This is a genomic window from Amycolatopsis thermalba (genome assembly GCF_023376025.1).
Lineage (GTDB): Bacteria > Actinomycetota > Actinomycetes > Mycobacteriales > Pseudonocardiaceae > Amycolatopsis_E > Amycolatopsis_E thermalba.
The window spans coordinates 1,537,123-1,558,469 of sequence record NZ_CP091196.1 but is presented as its reverse complement, the minus strand read 5'-3'; the positions used below and the strand labels follow the sequence as shown (position 1 = coordinate 1,558,469).

The 21,347-nt window shown below is 71.8% G+C and carries 19 protein-coding genes; 3 read left to right on the top strand and 16 right to left on the bottom strand.

What is annotated here, in order from left to right; genetic code table 11:
* Nucleotides 1-12: 12 nt before the first annotated feature.
* Both L1857_RS07665 and L1857_RS07660 read left to right on the top strand, forming a co-directional pair.
* On the top strand, nucleotides 13-405 hold the full coding sequence (locus L1857_RS07665; RefSeq protein ID WP_116111411.1) for a DUF3224 domain-containing protein: 393 nt from the start codon (nucleotides 13-15) through the stop codon (nucleotides 403-405).
* Nucleotides 405-1,526, top strand: a complete 1,122-nt coding sequence (locus tag L1857_RS07660) for a DNA glycosylase AlkZ-like family protein (RefSeq protein WP_116111412.1) — start codon at nucleotides 405-407, stop codon at nucleotides 1,524-1,526. The genes L1857_RS07665 and L1857_RS07660 overlap by 1 nt, the downstream gene beginning before the upstream one ends.
* Nucleotides 1,527-1,566: 40 nt before the next feature.
* Here the strand turns inward: L1857_RS07660 and L1857_RS07655 are convergent, their stop codons facing one another.
* The 14 genes from L1857_RS07655 to L1857_RS07590 form a co-directional block, all read right to left on the bottom strand.
* A complete protein-coding gene (locus L1857_RS07655) occupies nucleotides 1,567-2,310 on the bottom strand; it encodes an SDR family oxidoreductase (RefSeq protein ID WP_094006818.1) in 744 nt (247 codons plus the stop codon).
* 40 nt (nucleotides 2,311-2,350) lie between these two features.
* Nucleotides 2,351-3,034, bottom strand: coding sequence for a sirohydrochlorin chelatase (locus L1857_RS07650; protein ID WP_094006819.1), 684 nt, complete (start codon nucleotides 3,032-3,034; stop codon nucleotides 2,351-2,353).
* Complete coding sequence (locus L1857_RS07645) at nucleotides 3,031-4,143, bottom strand: uroporphyrinogen-III synthase (protein ID WP_249464710.1); 1,113 nt, start codon at nucleotides 4,141-4,143, stop codon at nucleotides 3,031-3,033. Before L1857_RS07645 ends, L1857_RS07650 begins: the two co-directional genes overlap by 4 nt.
* The gene (gene nirD, locus L1857_RS07640) at nucleotides 4,140-4,490 is read right to left on the bottom strand and encodes a nitrite reductase small subunit NirD (RefSeq protein WP_116111415.1); all 351 of its coding nucleotides are present in this window, start codon (nucleotides 4,488-4,490) and stop codon (nucleotides 4,140-4,142) included. The genes L1857_RS07645 and nirD overlap by 4 nt, the downstream gene beginning before the upstream one ends.
* On the bottom strand, nucleotides 4,487-7,030 hold the full coding sequence (nirB, locus tag L1857_RS07635; protein ID WP_094006822.1) for a nitrite reductase large subunit NirB: 2,544 nt from the start codon (nucleotides 7,028-7,030) through the stop codon (nucleotides 4,487-4,489). Before nirB ends, nirD begins: the two co-directional genes overlap by 4 nt.
* A gap of 31 nt (nucleotides 7,031-7,061) precedes the next feature.
* Entirely contained in the window at nucleotides 7,062-8,435 is a 1,374-nt protein-coding gene (locus tag L1857_RS07630; RefSeq protein WP_094006823.1) for a nitrate/nitrite transporter, read from the bottom strand.
* A gap of 9 nt (nucleotides 8,436-8,444) precedes the next feature.
* Nucleotides 8,445-9,887, bottom strand: a complete 1,443-nt coding sequence (locus tag L1857_RS07625) for an FAD-dependent oxidoreductase (protein WP_249464703.1) — start codon at nucleotides 9,885-9,887, stop codon at nucleotides 8,445-8,447.
* Nucleotides 9,884-11,896, bottom strand: coding sequence for a molybdopterin oxidoreductase family protein (locus L1857_RS07620; RefSeq protein WP_249467405.1), 2,013 nt, complete (start codon nucleotides 11,894-11,896; stop codon nucleotides 9,884-9,886). The genes L1857_RS07625 and L1857_RS07620 overlap by 4 nt, the downstream gene beginning before the upstream one ends.
* 195 nt (nucleotides 11,897-12,091) lie before the next feature.
* Nucleotides 12,092-12,895, bottom strand: a complete 804-nt coding sequence (locus tag L1857_RS07615; protein ID WP_255407924.1) for a TIGR02569 family protein — start codon at nucleotides 12,893-12,895, stop codon at nucleotides 12,092-12,094.
* Between the two features lie 56 nt (nucleotides 12,896-12,951).
* Nucleotides 12,952-14,829 (bottom strand): caspase, EACC1-associated type, encoded by a 1,878-nt coding sequence (locus tag L1857_RS07610; protein WP_116111417.1) that lies wholly within the window; start codon nucleotides 14,827-14,829, stop codon nucleotides 12,952-12,954.
* Nucleotides 14,822-15,163: an effector-associated constant component EACC1 gene (locus L1857_RS07605; protein ID WP_094006827.1), complete on the bottom strand. Its 342-nt coding sequence runs from the start codon at nucleotides 15,161-15,163 to the stop codon at nucleotides 14,822-14,824. Before L1857_RS07605 ends, L1857_RS07610 begins: the two co-directional genes overlap by 8 nt.
* 131 nt (nucleotides 15,164-15,294) lie before the next feature.
* Entirely contained in the window at nucleotides 15,295-16,473 is a 1,179-nt protein-coding gene (gene moeZ / locus L1857_RS07600; RefSeq protein WP_094006828.1) for an adenylyltransferase/sulfurtransferase MoeZ, read from the bottom strand.
* A gap of 100 nt (nucleotides 16,474-16,573) precedes the next feature.
* Nucleotides 16,574-17,692: a DUF3152 domain-containing protein gene (locus tag L1857_RS07595; protein ID WP_167481456.1), complete on the bottom strand. Its 1,119-nt coding sequence runs from the start codon at nucleotides 17,690-17,692 to the stop codon at nucleotides 16,574-16,576.
* Between the two features lie 82 nt (nucleotides 17,693-17,774).
* Nucleotides 17,775-18,785, bottom strand: a complete 1,011-nt coding sequence (locus L1857_RS07590; protein ID WP_094006829.1) for an alpha/beta fold hydrolase — start codon at nucleotides 18,783-18,785, stop codon at nucleotides 17,775-17,777.
* Between the two features lie 84 nt (nucleotides 18,786-18,869).
* Between L1857_RS07590 and L1857_RS07585 the strand changes: the two genes are divergently transcribed.
* The gene (locus L1857_RS07585; protein ID WP_094006830.1) at nucleotides 18,870-19,511 is read left to right on the top strand and encodes a TetR/AcrR family transcriptional regulator; all 642 of its coding nucleotides are present in this window, start codon (nucleotides 18,870-18,872) and stop codon (nucleotides 19,509-19,511) included.
* On the opposite strand, the gene L1857_RS07580 is transcribed toward L1857_RS07585, so the two are convergent.
* Both L1857_RS07580 and L1857_RS07575 read right to left on the bottom strand, forming a co-directional pair.
* Complete coding sequence (locus tag L1857_RS07580; protein ID WP_094006831.1) at nucleotides 19,508-20,401, bottom strand: alpha/beta fold hydrolase; 894 nt, start codon at nucleotides 20,399-20,401, stop codon at nucleotides 19,508-19,510. The two genes, L1857_RS07585 and L1857_RS07580, sit on opposite strands and share 4 nt — an antisense overlap.
* On the bottom strand, nucleotides 20,398-21,303 hold the full coding sequence (locus L1857_RS07575; protein ID WP_094006832.1) for an AurF N-oxygenase family protein: 906 nt from the start codon (nucleotides 21,301-21,303) through the stop codon (nucleotides 20,398-20,400). The genes L1857_RS07580 and L1857_RS07575 overlap by 4 nt, the downstream gene beginning before the upstream one ends.
* Nucleotides 21,304-21,347 lie beyond the last annotated feature (44 nt).

Here is a 21,347-nt window from a genome sequence, read left to right as displayed (position 1 = left end):
CACACTGGGGCCATGACCAACACTTTCACCACGCGGACCTGGGACGAGAAGGTCGTCAGCGGCCCGGAGAACGGCCCCCGGTACGCCCACGCGCACGCCACGTTCGCCTACTCCGGCATGATCGAGGGCGAGTCGGCGTGCGACTTCCTGCTGTACTACCCGGGCGAGGGCTACAGCGGCAGCGGGCAGACCGCGCCGGGGTTCGAGCGGATCGAGGGCAGCGTGGACGGACGGAAGGGCAGCTTCGTGATCCGGCACGACGTGGCCTACGGCGCCGACGGCATCCAGGGCACGTTCACGGTCGTCGAGGGCTCGGGCACGGGTGAGCTGGCCGGACTGGCCGGGACCGGCACGATCGGAGGAGCGAGCGAGACCGTGAACTACACCTTCGACTACCGGCTGTGATGATCGAGGTCGAGCGCGAGCAGGTGCTCGCCCACCGGATCGCGGCGCAGGGCCTGCACCGCGACGTCGCCGACCCGGCCGGGCTGACCGTGTTCGACCTCGGCCTGCAGAGCACCCAGCGCGACACGGCGGCGATCTCCCTCGCGGCGCGGCTGCCCGGCCCGGTCACCGAGGAGTCCTTCGTGGAGGATCCGCGGTTCGTGCTGGCGTGGACGCACCGCGGGGCGCCGCACTTCCATCGCACGGACGAGATCGGCCGGGTCACCGCCGCGCTGGTCCCGCTCGACGAGGACGATGCGATGGCGCGGATGGGCTGGCAGCGCAAGCAGATCGAGGCGGCCGGGATGGGCGCGCTGGACGGGTTGTTCACCGCGGCGCGGGCGATGCGGAAGGTCGTCACCCGGGTGATGTCGAAGGGCGCGGTGAGCGAGGCCGTCACGAAGATCATCCCGGACGGCTTGTCGTACCAGTGCCGCGTCTGCCAGGCCACCCACATCCTGGATCACGTCATGCGGCTGGCGGCGATCCACGGCGGGGTGCGGCTGGAAGCCGGGGCCCAGCCCGCGACGCTGGCGCCGCTGGACGGCCGGCCGCGGATGCGGACGACGCCCGATGCCGGGGCCGCGACGGCCGTCGTCCGGGATTACCTGCACCTGCACGGCCCGGCGGCGCCGAAGGAGGCGGCGGATTTCGTGGGGACGAAGGTCGCCGTGGTGAAGCGGATGTGGCCGGAGGAGCTCGCCGAGGTGCGGTTCGCCGGGCGGACGGTGTTCCTGCCGGCCGGTGACGTGGCGGCGCTGGAGAACCCGCCGGAGCCCGACGTCGTGCGGTTGCTGCCGCCGTGGGACCCGTTCCTGCAGTCGCGGGACCGGGCGGTGCTGGTGCCGGACCGGGCGCGGCAGAAGGAGGTCTGGAGGATCCTCGGCAACCCCGGAGCGCTGCTCGCGGGCGGCGAGGTGGCCGGCGTGTGGCGCGCGAAGGGCAGCGGCCGCAAGCGGCTGGACTTCACGATCACCGCGTTCGACCCGCTCCCGCCCGCGGCGCGGACAGCCGCCGAGGAGGAGGCCGAACGGGTGGCGCGCACGCGGGGGTTCGCGGACCTGAAGGTGAGCTGGAACTAGCACCAGTCGCCGAAGCCGTCGCGGGCGCACCGCGGTCTCGTCAGCGCAACGCACTGCCGATGCTGATGCCGCCATCCACATCCAGCACCACCCCGGTCACGTAGCCGGCCGCCTCCGAGCACAGGAACGCCGCCGCCTCCGCGATGTCCGCCGGGTCGCCGATGTGCCCCACCGGCACCCGCGCGGCCAGCTTCGCCCGTGCCTTGTCGTCCATCGACGCCAGCATCGGCGTCGCGATCAGCCCCGGTGCGATCGCGTTCGAGGTCACGCCGTGCCGCGCGCCTTCCAGCGCGATCGTGCGTGCCATCCCGACCACCCCGGCCTTCGCCGCGGAGTAGTTCACCTGGCCGAAGTTTCCGCGCCAGCACATCGACGACAACGACAGCAGCCGCCCGTACCCCTGCCGCTTCATCGCACCGAACACCGCCCGGCTGCAGTTGAACATGCCGCGCAGGCTGACGTCGATCACCGCGTCCCACTCGTCGTCGGTCATCCGCTCCAGCCGGTTGTCGCGGATCACCCCGGCGTTGTTGACCAGCACGTCCACCCGCCCGAACGCTGCCAGCGTCCCCGCCACCCACGAACCGACCTGCGCCGGATCGGCCACGTCCACCACGGACGCCCGCACGTCGATGCAGTCGGCCGCGGTCTCCTTCACCGCGGCCTCGTTGACGTCGCACAACGCCAGCGACGCCCCCTCGTCGGCGAACCGGCGCGCCATGGCACGGCCGAGCCCCTGCCCGGCACCGGTGATCAGGACGACGCGACCCACGTAGCGCTTCACGAAAACAGAAACTACTGTTTCATCCAGCGAACCACAAGTCTCAGGCGGCGACCGCGAGCCGCCGCTGCGCCTGCTGATACCGGGCCAGCACCAGGTCCACCACGTCCGGGTGCACGCCCAGCGGATCGGCCACCACGTCCGCGCCCGCGTCCAGCACCTTCCGCTGGAACAACCCCGGCGCCAGCAGCCACGACGCCACCGCCACCCGGCGGCCCCGCCCCCGCGCCCGGGCCACCGCGTCGGCGATCGAGGGCTGCGCCGTCGCGACGTAACCCACCCGCACGGACGTGCCCAGCACCGCACCCAGGGCATCCGCGGCAACCCGCACCTCGGCGAGCGCGCGTGGATCGCTGGAGCCCGCCGCGGCCAGCACGACCGCGTCACCCGCGCGGTAGCCAGCCCACTCCAGCCGGTCCCGCATCACGCCGACCAGCTCGGGCGCCGGGCCGAACGGGTCGGCCAGCAGCACGTTCCGGTGCCCGCTCGCGGCGATCTGCGCCGGGATGTCGGTTCGCACGTGGTACCCGGCGGCCAGGAACGCGGGCACGACGATCGCCTGGTAGCCGCGCACCGCATCGAGGACCGTCGTCACGTCGGGCTGCCGCACGTCGGCGTAGGCCACCCGCACCGGCACCGGCGTCCCGGCCCGCACGCGGTCCGCCAGCTCCTCGATCACCCGCGCGCCCCGCGGGTCCCGCGTCCCATGCGCTGCCAGCACGATCATCGTTCCACCGCCAACCGGTATCCGCGCTTCACCACGGTCTGCACGAGCTTCCCTTCGCCGAGCGACGTGCGCAGCCGCCCGATCGCGGTCTCCACCGCGTGTTCCTCACCGCCGCCGGGCAGTGCCGACGTCAGTTCCCGGCGCGAGACGACCCGGCCGGGCTCGCGGGCCAGCGCTCGCAGCACCGCCATCGGCGCGGGCGCCACGTCGCACAGCTGACCGTCCACAATGGCCGCCTGGCCGCGCAGCTCGATGAGCCTCCCGGCCGCCCGCAGCTTCGGCGACCGCTCGACCAGCGCCTGCGACACCGTCCGCGCCAGCGCGCCGATGCGCGCCCGCTCCGGCTGCACGGTGGGGATCCCGACCGCCGCCAGCGGGGCCGCCGTGATCGGCCCGACGCACGCGACCAGCACCCGGTGCGTCAGCGCCTCCACCAGCGCCGCGAGCCGCCCGGTGCGCTTGGCCATCGCCAGCGTGCTCGCCGCGGCCGGCGCGCTGGTGAACGGCATCGCGTCCACCGAGCCGTCCAGCACCGCGTCGATCAGCCGGTCCAGCGGCCCCGGATCGGACGGCCCGACCCAGCGGTACACCGGCACCTCGATGACCTCGGCCCCGGCCTCCCGCAACGATTCCACGAAGTACGGCAGGGGCTCGCCGTGCAGCTGCACCGCGACCCGCTGACCGTCCACACCGGACGCCAGCAGGTGCTGGAGCAGCTCCGCGCTGCTCTCCGAGGCCGGCGAGTAGCTCTCCGACAACCCGGCCGCGCGGATCGCGCCACGCGCCTTCGGCCCACGGGCCAGCAGCGACGCCTCGCCGAGGCGGCCGACCAGCGCCTCGCCGAGACCCCAGCCCTCGGCCGCCTCGACCCACCCGCGGAACCCGATGCCGGTGGTCGCCACGACCACGTCGACCGGCTCCGCCAGCATCCGCACGGTCGCGGCGTGCAGCTCGGTGTCGTCGGCGAGCGGCACGATCCGGATCGCCGGCCCGTACCGCACGGTCGCGCCCTGGCGCACCAGCAGCGCGCCGAGCTCGTCCGCGCGGCGCGCGGCCGTGATGCCCACCGCGAACCCGGCGAGCGGGAGGACACCGGGGGAATCGATCATGGCTGGAGGTACACCACACCCTCGATCACCCGCACCGGATACGTGCGCACAGCCACCGTCTCGTCGTCCAGCGAGTTGCCGGTGGCCAGCTCGAACCGGTGCTTCAGCATGGGCGAAGCGACGTGCGGCACGCCCTTCACGTCACCGATGATCCCCCGCGAGAGCACCGCCGCCTTGGTGAACGGGTCCACATTGGACACGGCGTAGACGTCGCCGGTCACCGTGCGGAAGATCGCCACCTGCCGCCCGTCGGGCAGCAGGGCGGCCACCCCGCGACCGGGGATCAGCCGGTCGACCGGGCAGATCTCGACCGCCTCCGTGGCGCGCTTCTCCTCCACCGCGGTCATCGCGAAACCACCTCCGGAACACCCAGCAGGACGGGGACTTTCTGGTCACGTTCGGCGCGGAACGAGATGGTCGGGTCGGGCGTGCCCGGCGCGTTGACGAACGAGGTGAACCGGGCCAGCTTCGCCGGGTCCTCCAGCACGCCGCGCCACTCGTCGGCGTAGTTCTGCACGTGCTTGGCCATCGCGGCGTCCAGCTCCTCGCAGATGCCGAGCTTGTCGTCGACGATCACCGCCCGCAGGTGGTCCAGGCCGCCGTCCATCTCCTCGATCCACGGCGCGGTGCGCTGCAGCCGGTCGGCGGTGCGCACGTAGAACATCAGGAACCGGTCGATGTAGGTGATCAGCGTGTCCTTGTCCAGGTCGGACGCCAGCAGCTCGGCGTGCCGGGGCAGGGCGCCGCCGTTGCCGCCGACGTAGAGGTTCCAGCCCTTCTCGGTCGCGATCACGCCGAAGTCCTTGCCGCGGGCCTCGGCGCACTCGCGGGCGCAACCGGACACCCCGGCCTTGAGCTTGTGCGGCGAGCGCAGGCCGCGGTAGCGCAGCTCCAGCTCGACGGCCAGGCCGACGCTGTCCTGCACGCCGTAGCGGCACCAGGTGGAGCCGACGCACGACTTCACCGTGCGCAGCGACTTGCCGTAGGCGTGCCCGGACTCCATCCCGGCGTCCACCAGCCGTTTCCAGATGTGCGGCAGCTGGTCCACGGTCGCGCCGAACAGGTCGATCCGCTGCCCGCCGGTGATCTTGGTGTAGAGCCCGAACTCCTCGGCGACCTCGGCGATCACCTTCAGCTTCGCCGGGGTGATCTCGCCGCCGGGGATCCGCGGCACGACCGAGTAGGTGCCGTTGCGCTGCATGTTCGCCAGGAAGTGGTCGTTGGTGTCCTGCAGCGCGGCCTGCTCGCCGGCCAGGACGTGACCGCCGTCGCGGTGGGTCGTGTCGAGCGTGGCGAGGATCGAGGCGACGGCCGGCTTGCAGATCTCACAGCCCGAGCCGGTGCCGTGCTTGGCGATCAGTTCGCCGAACGTGGTGATGCGGGTAGCGCTGAGGATCTGGAACAGCTCCTGGCGCGAGTAGGCGAAGTGCTCGCACAGCGCCTTGGACTGCTCGACCCCGCAGGCGTCGAGCAGCTTCGCCAGCATCGGCACGCACGACCCGCACGTCGTGCCCGCCTTGGTGCAGCCCTTGATCTTCGCGACGCTGTCGCAGCCCTCGTCGTGGATCGCGCTGGTGATGGCGCCCTTGCTGACCGCGTTGCACGAGCAGATCTGCGCCTCGTCCGGCAGCGCGTCCACACCCACCGCACTGGAGCCGCCTTCCGGCGCGAGCATCGCGGCCGGATCGGCCGGCAGCGGGCTGCCGACCAGCGGGCGGAGCAGGTTGTACGCGCTCGCGTCACCGACCAGCACACCGCCCAACAGGAGTCGGCGCCCGTGCTCATCAGGTTCGGACACGACGAGCTTCTTGTAGTACCCGCCGACCGCGTCGGAGAGCACGACCTCGACCGCGTTCTCCGTGGTGGCGTGCGCGTCGCCGAAGCTGGCCACGTCCACGCCCATCAGCTTCAGCTTGGTGGACAGGTCCGCGCCCGGGAACTCGCCAGTCTTGCCGAGCAGCTGCGCGGCGACGATCTCGGCCATCGTGTAGCCCGGGGCGACCAGGCCGTAGCAGCGGCCCTCGACCGCGGCGCACTCGCCGACCGCCCAGATGTCCGGATCGCTGGTGCGGCAGGCCAGGTCGGTGATGATCCCGCCGCGCTCGCCGACCGCCAGCCCGGACGAGCGGGCCAGGTCGTCGCGCGGGCGGACACCGGCGGAGAACACCACCAGGTCCAGGTCCAGCTCGGTGCCGTTGGTGAGCCTGGTGAACAGGCGGTCGCCGTCCTGCTCGATCTTCTCGGCCGAAGTTCCGGTGTGGACGGTCAGGTCCAGGTCGGTGACCAGCTTGCGCAGCAGCCGGCCACCGCCGTCGTCGACCTGGAGCGGCATCAGCCGCGGCGCCATCTCCACCACGTGCGGGGACAGGCCCATGTCGCGCAGGGCCTTCGCCGCCTCCAGGCCGAGCAGGCCACCGCCGACGACCATCGCCGCCGCGCGGCCGCGCTTGGTCGCCTTCGCGTGCTCGACCGCGGCCCGGATCGCGTCCAGGTCCTCGATCGTGCGGTAGACGAAACAGCCGGGCAGGTCGTGTCCCGGCACCGGCGGCACGAACGGGCGCGAGCCGGTGGCGAGCACGAGCGCGTCGTAGGGCTGCACGTGCCCGGACGCGGTGGTGACCGTCCTGGTCGCCCGGTCGATCGCGGTGACCGGGTCGCCCAGCCGCAGCTCGACCAGGTCGTCACCTTCGTAATCCGAACCGGACAGGGTGAGCGCCTGGACGTCCCAGCCATCCACGTAGGAGGTCAGGGCAACCCGGTCGTAGGCCGGGCGCGGCTCCTCGGCGAGCACGACGACCCGCCAGGCGCCCTCGGTGTCCTCGGCCCGCAGTGCCTCCACCAGCCGGTGGCTCACCATGCCGTTCCCGACGACGACGAGTGTGCGCATTACCGAAACCTCCTGCTCGCTTGCTCTTGCTTCAGACCCGGGCACCGGCGAGAGCCAGCCCGCGCTCGCTCACCGGCGCGTCCGACTTGCGGAGGTACACGGCCCAGGTGAGGACGAAGCAGATCCCGTAGAAGACGAGGAACCCGACGAACGCCGGCACGCCGCTGCCGGTGTCCAGGAAGGACTGCCGGAACGCCAGGTTGATGAACAGGCCGCCGAGCGCGCCGACCGCACCGGCCAGGCCGATCAGGGCGCCGGACCGCTTGCGGGCCTTGAGCATCTCGGTCGCCTCGTCGGCGCCGGCCGCGATCGCGGCCCTCGCCTTGGTGCGGAAGATGGCCGGGATGCTCTTGTAGGTGGAGCCGTTGCCGACCCCGGTCAGCACGAACAACACGATGAAGGCCGTGGTGAACAACGCCAGCGACTGGGTGTTGGACGCGATGATCAGGATGACGGTCATCACCGCCATGCCGACGAACGTGGTGAAGGTGACCCGCGAGCCGCCCAGCTTGTCCGCCAGCCAGCCCCCGGCCGGGCGGGAGAACGAGCCGAGCAGCGGGCCGAGGAACGTGACCGCCGCGGCCTGCAGCGGGGTGCGGCCGAACTGGTTCTGCAGCACCAGGCCGAAGGCGAAGCTGTAGCCGATGAACGAGCCGAACGTGCCGATGTAGAGGAACGACATCACCCACGTGTGGGCGTCGCCGATGATCTCCCGCATCGCCTTCTTGTCGTTGCGGACGGACGCGATGTTGTCCATGAACAACGCCGAGCACAGCGCCGCGACGACGATCAGCGGGATGTAGATGAACAGGATGATCCGCGGCGCGCCGGTGCCGACGGTGGCGATGATCAGCAGACCGAGCAGCTGGATCACGGCGACGCCGAGGTTGCCGCCGCCCGCGTTCAGGCCCAGCGCCATGCCCTTGGCCTTCTCCGGGAAGAACGCGTTGATGTTGGTCATCGAGGACGCGAAGTTGCCGCCGCCGACACCACCCAGCGCCGCGACGATCAGGAAGCCCCACAGCGGGGTGCCCGGCTCCATCACGATCGCCGCGCCGATGCTCGGGATCAGCAGCAGGGTTGCGCTGACGATCGTCCAGTTGCGACCGCCGAAGCGCGCCACCGCCCAGCTGTAGGGCAGCCGGGCGATCGCGCCGACCAGGGTCGGCGTCGAGGTCAGCAGGAACTTGTCGGCGGCCGAGAACCCGTACTGCGGCCCCATGAACAGGACCATCACCGACCACAGTGTCCAGATGGAGAACCCGATGTGCTCGGAGAAGATGGAGAACCACAGGTTGCGGCGGGCGATCTTCTTGCCGGTGGACTCCCAGAACGACTCGTTCTCGGGCTCCCAGTGCTCGATCCAGTGCTTGCGCGCCGCCGGCGCGGTCATCGTTGTCGTCATGTGGCCTCCCTAGGCGGTGGTGGCGAGCCAGTCGGCGATGCCGCAGACGGCGTCGCGACAGCTGCCACATCCGGTTGTCGCTCGGGTCACGGAAGCGAGCTCGGTGACGTCGGTGGCACCGGCGCGGAACGCCTCGACCAGCCGGCCCTTCGTCACCGAGTTGCACCGGCAGACGAGGGCGGCCGCCGGGATGTCGGCGGGGCTCGACGCGACGGTCGCCCCGCCCGGCAGCGCGCGCCCGAGCAGGACGGCGAGCCGGTCTTCGGGGACCGGGACACCCCGGTCGAACAGGTGCGTGATGTTCGCGGCGGCGTCCGGCGCACCCAGCAGGATCGCCCCGGCCACCCGTTCGCCGCGCACCACGAGCTTCGCGTAGCGGCCGCGCGCCGGGTCGGTCAAGCACACCACCTCGGCGTCCGGGTCGCTCGCGTCGGTGTGCACGTCGCCGAGCGCGGTGAGGTCGATGCCGCGTGCCTTCAGCTTGGTGATCACCTGCGTGCCGCGGTAGCGGGCGGACACGTCGGCGCCGGTCAGCAGGTCGGCCAGCACCTTCGCCTGCTGCCAGGCCGGCTCGACCAGGCCGGACACCGTGCCCGGGTGCTGCGCGCAGTCGCCGATCGCGTGGATGCGGCCGTCGCTGGTGCGCAGCGCGTCGTCGACCACGATGCCGCGGTCGACCGCCAGACCGGCCTCGGCGGCGAGCGTGGTCTCGGCCCGCACGCCGGTGCTGACGACGACCAGGTCGGCGTGGACCTTGCTGCCGTCGTCGAGCTTGAGCCCGTCGCCGGGAACGTACCGGGCCGCGCCCGCGCCGAGCCGGAAGTCGATGCCCAGCTCGCCCAGCGCCCTGGCCAGCACGCCACCGGCCCCGGCGTCGAGCTGGCGTTCCATCACGTGGCCGACCGGGTGCACGACGGTGACGAGGTTGCCGCGCCCGGCCAGGCCGCGGGCGGCTTCCAGGCCGAGCAGGCCGCCGCCGAGCACCGCGACCGGCGCCCCGGCCTGGGCGGCGTCCAGGATGCGGTCGCAGTCGTCCAGCGTGCGGAAGGTGACCACGCCCGGCGCGGGGGTGCCGTCGTCCAGGGTCAGGCCTTCGACGGGCGGCAGCCACGGGCGGCTGCCGGTCGCCAGCACCAGCGCGTCGTAGTCCACAGTGGAGGAGTCGCTGAGCCGGATCCGGCGGGCGGAGCGGTCGATGTGCTCGGCCCTGACGTCCGTGCGCAGGTCGATCGCGTGCCGGGCCGCCCAGTCCGGATCGTGCAGGCGGACCATCTCGGGGCGCATCGTCCCGGCGACGACGGCGGAGAGCAGCACGCGGTTGTACGCGGCGTGCGGCTCCTCGCCGATGACGGTCAGCGTGACGCGAGCGCCTTCCGAGTCGCGGGCCCGGATCTCGTCGGCGAGCCGGGCCCCGGCCATGCCGTAGCCCAGCACCACCACCTTGCGGGTCATTCCGCACCGTCCTTCGTGGTCAGGCGAACCGCGCACACCTTGAACTCGGGCATGCGGCTCGTCGGGTCCAGGGCGGGGTTGGTCAGCAGGTTCGCCCGCTGCGCGCCGGGGAAGTGGAACGGCAGGAACACCGTGTCCGGCCGCATCGAGGCGACGCACCGCACACGCGCGGTGGTCTCCCCGCGCCGGGAGACCACCGCCGCCCAGTCGCCGTCGGCCAGACCGGCGCGGGCGGCGGTGTCCGGGTGCACCTCGACGTAGGCCTCCGGCACGACGTCGTTCAGCTCGCCGATCAGCCGGGTCTGGGCGCCGGACTGGTAGTGCTGCAGCACCCGGCCGGTGGTCGCGATCAGCGGGAACTCGCCGTCGGTCGGCTCGGCCGGGCCGCGGTGCTCGACCGGCACGAACCGGGCGCGGCCGTCCGGGTGGGCGAAGGAGTCCAGGAACATCCGCGGCGTCCCGGCGTGCTCGGTGCCGGTCACCGGCCAGTACAGGGCCTCACCGTCGCGCAGGCGTTCGTAGGTGACGCCGGAGTAGTCGGCGAGCCCACCCCGCGAGGCCTCGCGGAGCTCGGCGAACACCGTCTCCGCCTCGACCGGGAAGCGCGCGGCCGGCTGTCCCAGGCGCCGCGCGAGTCCACTGAGGACCTCCAGGTCGCTGCGCACCCCGGCGGGCGGGTCGATCGCCTTCTGCCGCAACAGGACACGGCCCTCCAGGTTGGTCATCGTGCCGCTCTCCTCGGCCCACTGCGTGACCGGGAGGACGACGTCGGCCATCGCGGCGGTGTCGGACAACACGAAGTCCGCGACGACGAGGAAGTCCAGGCCGCGCAGGCGATCCGCGACGTGCGCCGACCGCGGCGCGGACACCACGACGTTGCTGCCGAACACGAGCATCGCCTTCGGGCCGGTCTCGGTGCCCAGCGCGTCGAGCAGCTCGTAGGCCGAGCGGCCGGGGCCGGGCAGATCGGCGGGGTCGACACCCCACACGCGCGCGACGTGCTCGCGGGCGGCCGGGTCGTCGATCTTGCGGTAGCCGGGCAGCTGGTCGGCCTTCTGGCCGTGCTCGCGACCACCCTGGCCGTTGCCCTGACCGGTGAGGCAGCCGTAACCCGAGCCCGCGCGGCCGGGCAGGCCGAGCGCCAGCGCCAGGTTGATCCAGGCGCTCACGGTGTCCGAACCGCTCGCGTGCTGCTCGGTGCCGCGCGCGGTGAGGATGTAGGCGTCGCGGGCGTTCGCCAGCAGGGTGGCGACGCGGCGCTGGTCGGCGGCGGCGACACCGGTGACCCGCTCGACGCGCTCGGGCCACCAGCGCGCGACGATCTGCCACACCGCGTCGAAACCGCGGGTGCGCTGCTCCACGTAGGACCGGTCGAGCAGGCCCTCGGCGACCAGCGCGTGCAGGATGCCCAGCGCCAGCGCGAGATCGGTGCCCGGGGCGGGCGCCAGGTGCAGGCTCGCCTGGTCCGCGGTCGGCGTGCGGCGCGGATCGACCACCACCAGCCCGCCGAGGTCGATGGCCTTGCGCAGGTGCTGCATGAACGGCGGCATGGTCTCCGCCGGGTTCGACCCGATCAGCAGGACCGCGTCCGCCTCGCCGACGTCGGTCAGCGGGAACGGCAGCCCGCGGTCCAGGCCGAACGCCTTGTTTCCGGCCGCCGCCGCGGACGACATGCAGAACCGGCCGTTGTAGTCGACCTGCGAGGTGCCCAGTGCGACCCGGGCGAACTTGCCCAGCAGGTAGCTCTTCTCGTTGGTCAGACCGCCGCCGCCGAACACGGCGACCCCGTCCCGGCCGTGCTCGGCCTGGACCTCGGCGATCCGGCGCGCGACCAGGTCGAGCGCGTCGTCCCAGGTCGCCGGCACCAGCTCGCCGTCGACCCGGACCAGCGGCGTGGTCAGCCGCGCCGGGCTGGTGAGCAGGCTGCCGGCGGTCCAGCCCTTCTGGCACAGGCCGCCGCCGTTGGTGGGGAACTCGCGGGGTGCGACGGCGGTGCCGGACAGGCTCATCCCGCACTGCAGGGCGCAGTAGGGACAGTGGGTGGCCACCTTGACCTGGGGTTCCGCGGTGAGCGTCACGCGCACCTCCTTCCGCCTCTGCCCAGAGACGGTAGGAACGGCGTGTTACCTGGAAACTCTCGAATGTTTCAGGCGTTTGACATTGCTACGGCATTTCGAGGGATGCCCGGTGAGAAGTGACGCGGGCTACAGGATCTCACTCACCGCGGCCGCGGCGGCACGCAAACCGTCGAGCGAAGCGGCCGTGGCGCGCGGGCTGAGCGCGTTGCCCGCCAACCGGAACAGCACGGCCCGCAGCAGGAGCTGCGGCCATTCCGGCAGGTGGGACCAGCGCCGCAGGAAGCCGGGCGCGGCGTCACCCCAGGCGACGGCGTCGACGGCGGCCACCGCGGCGCCCCATTCGGCGGGCCGGTAGAACGGGTCGAAGTCGACGATGCCGGGCGGGGCGTCGTCGTCGAAGAGGACGGTGCCGAAGAGGTCGCCCGGCACGACCTGGTCCGGCAGCCGCACGGGTCTTCGCGCCACCGCGAGGACCTCGAACCAGCGGCCGCCCTTGGCCTCGTCGACCGGCACGTCGGCCTCGCCCCAGGCCACCCGGTCGGCCACCGCGTCCGGATCGGTCCGGGCGGCCAGGTGCCGCGGGCGCGGCAGGCCGTCGAGCGCGTGGGCCAGTTTGAGGGCGGCGAGCATGATCTCGTCGTGCCGGTGCTCGGGACTGCCGTCGAGGTAGCGGCGCGCCGCCCACCCCGCGACGATCCACCGCCCGTCCCGCGCGCGTTGCGGCTTGGCGAGGCGCAGGTCGGGGACGTCGAGGGTGGGCAGCGTGCCGGCGAGCCACAGCGTGCGCGGCCGGTCCCGCACCGGGGTCAGGACGATGTCACCGCAGCGGTGCGCCCGCCCACCGGGCAGCGGCTCGGGGGTGGTGTGCTGGAGGCCGAAGGCCATGAGCACAGCCGCCGGTGGCTGACCTGCTCTCGGACCGTCGGGCACCGCCCGAGATTACCGCGTGGGGACGACGTTTTTCGGCCGTTCGAGCACGACCGGCCTCATCGGACGGCCCAGAGTTTGATCGTTCCGTCATCGCCGCCGCTGGCGAGTGTGTTGCCGTCGGGACTGAACGCGACGGCGTTCACCGGGCCGGTGTGGCCGGTGAGGACCGCGACGGGTGCGGTCCGTTCGCCGGCGTCGTCGACGGACCACGGATCCCACAGGCAGACGGTGCCGTCGTCGCTCGCGCTGGCCAGGGTCTTGCCGTCGGGACTGTACGCGACGGCGTTCACCGCGCCGGTGTGGCCGACGAACGTGCCCAGGAGATCATCCTCCTCCCTGCCGGCGAACCACCGCTTGATCGTGTGATCGGCGCTGCCACTGACCACACCGACCGGGTCGACCGGGCCGAAGGCGAGGCAGGTGACCCGATCGGTGTGACCGACGTGGGTGACGACGGTGCCGGGCTGACGCAGCGGCCACACGCGCACGGCGTTGTCGGCGCAGCCGGCGGCCAGGAGCGCACCGCTGCCGTTGTAGTCCACCGCGCTGACCGCCGCCGGCTGCTCCTCGGGCGGCAGGTCGCGGGCGTGCTGGTGGGTGACGGTGCTCCACAGGCTGATCGTTCCGTCCTCGTTGCCGCAGGCGATACCGGTGCCATCCGGGTGGAACGTCGTCGCCGTCACGTGCCCGGTGCCGGTCAGCTTGGTCGTGTAGGTGCGGGCGATCGGGTCCCACAGGGTGACCTCGCCGCCGCTGTCGACGCAGACCAGGGTTTTGCCGTCCGGGCTGAACGAAACGGACCGGGCAACGGTGATGTGACCGCTGAGCGGGGCGAGCAACCGGTGTGTGACCGGATCCCAGAGCTTGATGGAGTAGGAGACCCCGGCGGCGAGCAGCGTGCCGTCCGGGCTGAACGCCAGCCCGCGCACGATGTCGTCGGCAGCGAGATCCACCGGAGGGGCACCGCTGTGCGTGGTCGCGGCGGCCGTGCCTTGGCCGCCCTGGTTCGCCGACGGGGAGGAAATCAGTTTGGCCGCCACCGGGACCGCCAGGGTGGCGGCCAGTGCGCTTGCCCCGGCGGTGAGGACGGCACGGCGACTCGGCCGCCAGCCTCGCGCCGGCCCCGGACTGATCTGCGGTTTCCCCGGGTGTCCGGCAGGCTGGTCAGCACCCGTTGCCGAGGCTTCGCGGTTGCGGGCGAAGACGAAGTCGGCGGCACGGTCGCTCACCCGGCTGCCGGGCTCGGGTTTGCCGTCCCGCACCAGGGCTTCCGCAACCCGGTCGAAGATCGGGCCGAGCGTGAGCCCGGGTGGCTGGCCGGGAATCCCGGCCTCGACCACGTCGACCAGGTACTTGGTGAAGTAGGTCTGCGGTCGTGGGTTGCCGGCCGCGGTCTCGAACCAGGCGGTGTTGAATTCGCCGCTGGCCATCATCAGGTAGAAGCCCGGCGAACGCGGCAGGTCCGGAGTTCCGGCGAGGTGGCCGTCCCGGCCCGCGGCGAGGCCGGCGAAGCAGCAGTCCAGGATCGCGATCTTCGTGGTCGCCTTGCTGGCCCGGAAAGCCTGACGGACGGCGTCGAAGGTGAGGCTGGTGGTGGTGCGCAGGACCGGGTCCGGGCTGGAGTCGCCCAGCGCGAGGCAGAGCCGGTCCTCGTTGTCGTACTGGCCGTGGCCGACGTAGTAGAACAACGCGACGTCCACCGCGTCGCGCAACCCGACCACCAGTTCGTGCGGTAGGTCGCCGAGCCTCGCCCGATTGCCGACCACCGAAATCCGGTCCTGGGGCCACGGTCCGCACAACGGACTCGTCAACAGGGCCGTCATCCGGTTCAGGCTGTACTCGGCGGCCGGTACGGGCGGCAGGTGACGGTACTTCCAGGTACCGATCAGCACCGCCCGCGACCGGGAAAACTCCCCATCCAGCGCGTCAGGCATCGCCAAGCAGCTTGTCGACCACGGCTTCCGCGTCTTCGACGTTCTCGGCGGTCACCGTCACGCGGCGATCGCCGGACTCCAGCGTGACGGTCACGTTCGAGCGCCGCGACCGGATGAACTCGGGCAGCGTCTTGATCGTCACCGCGAGCACCCCGCCACCGGCGGCCAGGACCTGCAGCAGGTCCCAGGCCCCCTGTTCGCCGGCACCGGGCCGGCCCGGGACCTGCGTGACCTCCACACCGGGGATCCGGCCCAGGTGCTCGCGCAGCGACCGCAGCTCGGCCGGGTCGGACACCACCACGTCGACGCTGCAGGACGCGTTCTTCCCGCGCATGATCCCCCTCGCCCTGCTCGGACTGACACGCTTCGCACTCGCATCGTCGCAGAAAAGGGTCGCCGAATGGGCGGCGCTGACGAAAAAAAGGCCCGCCGCGGCGACACCGCGGCGGGCCCTTCCGGCACGCGTCAGTAGGTCGGCAGGCTCTGGTCGATCTGCCGCGCCCAGGCCAGCACGCCGCCACCGAGGTGGGTGGCGTCCTTGAACCCGGCCCGGTGCAGCGCGGCCAGCGCCTCGGCCGAGCGGGCACCCGACTTGCAGTGCAGCACGATCGGCTTGTCCTGCGGCAGCTCGGCCAGCGCCTCACCGGACAGGATGCGGTCCTTCGGGATCAGCTTGGCGCCCTTGATGTTCACGATCTCGTACTCGTGCGGCTCGCGGACGTCGATCAGCTCGAAGTCCTCGCCCGCGTCGAACTTGGCCTTCAGCTCCGCCGGGGTGATGGTGCTGCCCGACGCCGCCTGCTGCGCCTCGTCCGACACGACACCGCAGAACGCCTCGTAGTCGATCAGCTCGGTGATCTTCGGCGTCTCCGGGTCCTTGCGGATCTTGACCTCGCGGTACTTCATCTCCAGCGCGTCGTAGCTGATCAGGCGGCCGAGCAGCGGCTCACCGATGCCGGTGATCAGCTTGATCGCCTCGGTCACCATGATCGAGCCGATCGAGGCGCACAGCACGCCCAGCACGCCACCCTCGGCGCACGAGGGGACCATGCCCGGCGGCGGCGGCTCGGGGTAGAGGTCGCGGTAGTTCAGGCCCTGCCCGTTCGGCGCGTCCTCCCAGAACACGCTGACCTGGCCCTCGAACCGGAAGATCGAGCCCCACACGTACGGCTTGCCCAGCAGCACGGCGGCGTCGTTGACCAGGTAGCGGGTGGCGAAGTTGTCCGTGCCGTCCAGGATCAGGTCGTACCCGCGGAAGACGTCCAGCGCGTTCGCCGTGGTCAGCTGCTCGGTGTGCAGGATGACGTCGACGAACGGGTTGATCTCGGCGATCGACTCCTTGGCCGACACGGCCTTGGGCTTGCCGATGTCGGACTGGCCGTGGATGACCTGGCGCTGCAGGTTCGACTCGTCGACCACGTCGAAGTCGATCACGCCGAGGGTGCCGACACCCGCGGCGGCCAGGTACAGCAGCGCCGGGCTGCCGAGGCCGCCCGCACCGATGACCAGGACCTTCGCGTTCTTCAGCCGCTTCTGCCCGTCCATCCCGACATCCGGGATGATCAGGTGCCGACTGTAGCGGGCCACCTCTTCTTTGGTGAGTTCGGCCGCCGGCTCCACGAGCGGCGGCAGCGTGCCTGCCATCGGTCCTCCAAGTTCGCGCGGCTGTCGTTGTCGCTCCCCAAGTATCCACAACACGGAGCGCGACCGGACTCTTCCCGCCGTCCCAGGATGTGGGACCGGGTCAGCCGGCGGGAGCGCTGTCGCCGAACTGGAGCACCGGCCAGGCGTTGGGCACGCACGTCTTGCCGTCGGCCGGCACGGCCTTCGAGTTGTACTGGTCGACCGCGTTCAGCTGGGCCACGTAGTTGTTGGACACCCCGAAGGTCTGCTGCATCATCACGGGCGCCAGCGCGCCGTTCTCCTGGCAGCCCACGTGCGATTTGCCCAGCGCGTGCCCGACCTCGTGGTTGATCGCGTACTGGCGGTACAGCCCGAGGTCGGTGAACGCCATCGCCCCGCGCACCCAGCGGGCGAGGTTGATCACCACGCGGTGGTCGAACGCCCGCGAGTAGCAGGAGGTCGGGAACGGGATGCTGAACCCGCACACGTCCGGCCGCTTGGCGGTGTCCGGAGTGGTGAGGCTCACGCGGAAGTCGATGTCCGGGTAGTCCGCGCCGACCCGCTGCAGCTTGACCTTGCCGGTGCCGATCCAGCTGCGCACGTCCGACAGCGTCCGCTCGACGGCGCTGGCGAAGGCGTCGTCCCCGGCGTAGCTGGCCGGGTCGATGCCGTTTTCGACCTCGATCGTGTAGTGGTACAGCTTCCCGCCGCTGCCGGCCTCCTTGCCGCTCACACCGTCGTTGGGCACCGGCACGACGTGGTAGGCCATCGAGCCGCCCGGCGTGAAATCACCGCCGGTCGGCAGCTCGGCGGTGGGGATGTTGAGGTCGCGTGGCGCGGCCGGTTGTTCGGACAGCACGCTGTCCCCGCCCTGCCCGGCACCTCCGTCCACGGCCTGCGACGCGGAGTTCGTCTGCGGCGGGGCCGGCTCGGTGGCGGTGTTGAACACCACCAGGACGGTGATCACCACGAGGACCGGCAGTGCGTACGCGCGCCAGCCGTAGGCGCCGACGAGACGCCGCATCCGGCCCTTGCGGCGGCGCGCCTCGCGGGCTTCCTCCGGGTCCTGCTCGAGCTGCGCCTGCGGCGGCTTCCACGACGCGGTCAGCGGCTCGGCCTGCACGCGGCGCGCACGCGGGCGGTAGCGGTCCTCACTCAGGCGGACCGACGACCGGCCCGACGGTGGCGCGTACTGCGCTCGCCGTCCTTCGCCACGCTCGCCGTTACTCGCCCGATTCACGGGTCCCAGATTGCCACATGCGCAGAGTTACGCAACGCGCGACCAAGCCGTCACGCTGCGAACTCGAATTAGCTCGAATGGGCTACCACGAACCGGCGGCGACTTCCTCCCACATACCCAGAACAGCCTTCGCTACGACGATCGGGCGTTCCATCTGCGCCACGTGACCGGTCCTCGGCAGCACGAGCAGGCGCCCGCGCGGGAGCAGCTTCGCGGTCCGCGCCGCCCGGCGGACGGAGATCACCTTGTCCTCGGTGCCCCACACCACGAGCGTGGGAACCGTCACGTTCGGCACCACCCGCCACAGCGACGCCGCGCCCCGCGCGAACCAGGTCCGGAAGATCCCGAACGTGCTCCGGGACATCGCGAGGTTCGCCCAGGCCAGCTCGGCGCGGGCGCTGTGCTCCTCGACCAGCTCGGCCATGCGGTGCTCGGGGAAGGAGTCCGGATCGGCGAAGCACAGCTTGATCACCATCTTGGCGCGTTCCTGCGCGGTGTAGGCGGCGAGCCTGCGCCGGGCGCGGCGGCCGATGAACGGCAGGTAGGCCAGCGCCATCAGCGGATCGGACAGCCGCCGCGGGTCGGGCCGCCGGTCCGGCATCGCGGGCGAGATCAGCGTCAGCGTCTTGACCAGGTCCGGGTGGCGCGCCGCGACGAGCAGGGACACCGCCCCGCCCATCGAGTTGCCGACCAGGTGCACGGGGCCGACGCCGAGGCCCGTGATGAACTTGGCGACCACCTCGGCGTGCGCGTCGAGGCTGAAGTCGAACGCGCGTTCCGGCTCGGAGAACCCGAAGCCGGGCAGGTCGATCGCGACACCCCCGGCCGTCGGCGCGAGCAGCGCGGCCAGATCCGTCCAGTTCGTCGACGACCCGCCGAGCCCGTGCACGTAGAGGACGGTCTCGTCCTGGGCGCCGGGCGTGCGGCGGACGTGCAGGGAGACGCCGCCGACCTGCTCGGTTTCGCCGGGCCACGGCGGGAGTTTCGGGTCCAGTTCGGGTAACTCACGAGTGGACAGCGGAACGTGCGTGACGGGCACCCGGGGCGCCCCGGAATCCGGGGTCGGCCGGGAACTCGGGACGGTGTCGGTCATCAATCCAGGATGCCTACCGACCCGTCCCTTGGCGACTCGGCGATACCGGCGAGTAATCTCGAACGGGTTCTTTGGGAGGAAAGCATGACGGAGACTGCGGCGGCGCAACAGCGGGGAGTCCGGCTACCCCGGACCGAGCGGCGCGCTCAGCTTCTGGCCGCGGCGCAGCGGGTCTTCTCGGCCAACGGGTACCACGCGGCGGCCATGGACGAGATCGCCGAACAGGCCGGTGTCAGCAAGCCCGTGCTGTACCAGCACTTCCCCGGCAAGCTCGACCTCTACACCGCGCTGCTGGAGAACCACGTCGACGAGCTGGTCGCGCGCGTGAACGAGGCGCTGGCCTCGACCACCGACAACAAGCTCCGCGTGCGGGCCGCGGTCGGCGCGTTCTTCGACTTCGTCGCCAGCGAGACCGGCGCCTTCCGGATGATCTTCGAATCCGACCTGCGGGGCGAGCCCGTCGTGCAGGAGGCCGTGGACCGCGCCACCACCGAGTGCGTGAACGCGATCACGGACACCATCACGGCCGACGCCGGCCTGGACGAGGGCCGGGCACGCCTGCTGGCGGTCGGCCTGGTCGGGCTGAGCCAGGTCAGCGCCCGCTTCTGGCTGGCCCACCACAGCACGATGAGCCGCGAGGAGGCGGTGTCGCTGACCGCGACGCTCGCCTGGCGCGGCATCGGCGGCGGCTTCCCGCTCCAGCACGCGCCAGGCGAGTCCGGCTAGTTCCGCAGCAGGCGGCTCAGCCGCTTCGCGACCTCGCGGGTTCGCTCGTAGGTCAGCTCGTGGCCCGCGCCGGGGAACAGCACGAACTCCGCGTCCGGCAGCTCCTCGGCGATCACCCGCGCGTGGTGCACCGGCGTGATCCGGTCCCGGTCCCCGACCATCACCACCGTCGGCGTGCCGCGCAGGGTCGCCAGCGCCTTGCGCCGGTCGTGGTCGGACATCGAGTCCCGGAACCCGCCCACGCTGCGCGGGTGCGCCCGCAGGAACTGCTCCGTCATCGCGCGCACGTCCGCGCGGCGGACCTTCTTCCCGAACGCCAGCCACTTCACCGACGGCCGCGCCAGCGGCGCCGGGATCGGCACGTGCTCGGCGCCCCACCGGTTCAGCAGCCGCCCGAACGTCTTGTCCACGCGCGCCGCCACCCGTCCGGCCCGCCCGTTCAGCCCGAGCGTGAGCCGGTCCATGTCGCAGCACGACGTGGCGATCAACGCGACCCCGTCGACCCGCGACTCCACCAGCTCCGGGTGCCGCTCGGCCAGCGCCATCACGGTCATCCCGCCCATCGAGTGCCCGGCCAGCACCAGCCTGCCCGCCGGCGCCAGCTCGGCGATCAGCTCCGCGAGGTCGTCGGCCAGCTGCGCGACGGTCGCCGTGCCGGGCTTGGCCGGCTCGGACCAGCCGTGGCCGCGGTGGTCGTAGCGCAGCACCCGCACCCCCGTCGGCAGCAGCGGCAGGACCGGGTCCCACTCCAGGTGGTCCTGCGTCCACGCGTGCACCAGGACCAGGGTGACGGTGGCGTCACGCGGGCCGGACGCGTCGACGTGGAGGACGGTGCCGTCGCTGGTGGTGAAGCGACGGTCCGTCCCCCTTCGACGGACCGTCGCCGTCATCGGGCCCCCAGCAGGAAGGACTTGCGCCACCAGTACGTGCCCGGCTGGCCGACCAGCCCGGCCTCGTCCAGGAACGCCATGATGCGTTCGCCGGACCAGCGCAGCGTCTCGTGCCAGTTCGGGTTGCTCATCGCGGTCTCCCACGCCTCGCGCGGGTTGAGGCCGACCGCCTTGTAGACGCGCGGGTTGATCAGGCTGCGGGTGATCGCGAAGCTGACGACGGCGATCAGCCAGCGCTGGTAGAGCAGCTCGGCCTTGGACAGCTTCGCCATGCCGCGGGTGACCTCCTCACGGGCGAAGGTCACGTGCCGCGCCTCTTCGAGCACGTGGATGCGGTTGACCATGCGCACCAGCGGCTGGATGTTCTCGTCGGCCATGCTCTCCCGCTGGATGCGGTCGAGGATCTCCTCGGCGACCAGGATCGAGCCGTAGAGCGCGGGCCCGTAGCCGATAAACTGCAGCAGCTTGCCCAGCCGGTGCACGATCTTGACCGGCCCGTAGGCCGGTGCGCCGACCCGCTCGACCGAGCGCGCGAACATCGTCGAGTGGCGGCACTCGTCGGCGATCTCGGCGAGCGCGTACTGCACGTGACGCGTGGTGGGGTCGGAGTTGTAGACCTCCTTGAGCAGCAGCTGCATCAGCAGCACCTCGAAGAAGATGCCGTTGCTGGCGACGCTGGCCAGCTCGTGCCTGCCCAGCTCGAGCCGCTGCTCCTCGCTGAGCCGGTCCCACAGGTGCGTGCCGTAGAGCGAGCTGCGGTGCTCCAGCTGGAACGGTTTGCCCTCGTCCAGTGGGGCGTCCCAGTCGATGTCGACCTCGGGGTCGTAGAACTTGTTCGCCGAGGACTTCAGCAACCGCTCCGCGGTCTTCTCCCGGCCGTGGTCATCCAGCGTTCGCGTCATCGCGTGCTCCCCACTGATTGTGTAACCCGTGGTAACAGTTACCT

What these genes read in the sequence shown, in the direction of transcription:
- L1857_RS07665 (WP_116111411.1), top strand. Translation starts at nt 13, where the DNA reads ATGACCAACACTTTCACCACGCGGACCTGGGACGAGAAGGTCGTCAGC.
- L1857_RS07660 (WP_116111412.1), top strand. Translation starts at nt 405, where the DNA reads ATGATCGAGGTCGAGCGCGAGCAGGTGCTCGCCCACCGGATCGCGGCG.
- L1857_RS07650 (WP_094006819.1), bottom strand. Translation starts at nt 3,034, where the DNA reads ATGATCGTGCTGGCAGCGCATGGGACGCGGGACCCGCGGGGCGCGCGG.
- L1857_RS07645 (WP_249464710.1), bottom strand. Translation starts at nt 4,143, where the DNA reads ATGATCGATTCCCCCGGTGTCCTCCCGCTCGCCGGGTTCGCGGTGGGC.
- nirD (WP_116111415.1), bottom strand. Translation starts at nt 4,490, where the DNA reads ATGACCGCGGTGGAGGAGAAGCGCGCCACGGAGGCGGTCGAGATCTGC.
- nirB (WP_094006822.1), bottom strand. Translation starts at nt 7,030, where the DNA reads ATGCGCACACTCGTCGTCGTCGGGAACGGCATGGTGAGCCACCGGCTG.
- L1857_RS07630 (WP_094006823.1), bottom strand. Translation starts at nt 8,435, where the DNA reads ATGACGACAACGATGACCGCGCCGGCGGCGCGCAAGCACTGGATCGAG.
- L1857_RS07625 (WP_249464703.1), bottom strand. Translation starts at nt 9,887, where the DNA reads ATGACCCGCAAGGTGGTGGTGCTGGGCTACGGCATGGCCGGGGCCCGG.
- L1857_RS07620 (WP_249467405.1), bottom strand. Translation starts at nt 11,896, where the DNA reads ATGAGCCTGTCCGGCACCGCCGTCGCACCCCGCGAGTTCCCCACCAAC.
- L1857_RS07610 (WP_116111417.1), bottom strand. Translation starts at nt 14,829, where the DNA reads ATGCCTGACGCGCTGGATGGGGAGTTTTCCCGGTCGCGGGCGGTGCTG.
- L1857_RS07605 (WP_094006827.1), bottom strand. Translation starts at nt 15,163, where the DNA reads ATGCGCGGGAAGAACGCGTCCTGCAGCGTCGACGTGGTGGTGTCCGAC.
- moeZ (WP_094006828.1), bottom strand. Translation starts at nt 16,473, where the DNA reads ATGGCAGGCACGCTGCCGCCGCTCGTGGAGCCGGCGGCCGAACTCACC.
- L1857_RS07590 (WP_094006829.1), bottom strand. Translation starts at nt 18,785, where the DNA reads ATGACCGACACCGTCCCGAGTTCCCGGCCGACCCCGGATTCCGGGGCG.
- L1857_RS07585 (WP_094006830.1), top strand. Translation starts at nt 18,870, where the DNA reads ATGACGGAGACTGCGGCGGCGCAACAGCGGGGAGTCCGGCTACCCCGG.
- L1857_RS07580 (WP_094006831.1), bottom strand. Translation starts at nt 20,401, where the DNA reads ATGACGGCGACGGTCCGTCGAAGGGGGACGGACCGTCGCTTCACCACC.
- L1857_RS07575 (WP_094006832.1), bottom strand. Translation starts at nt 21,303, where the DNA reads ATGACGCGAACGCTGGATGACCACGGCCGGGAGAAGACCGCGGAGCGG.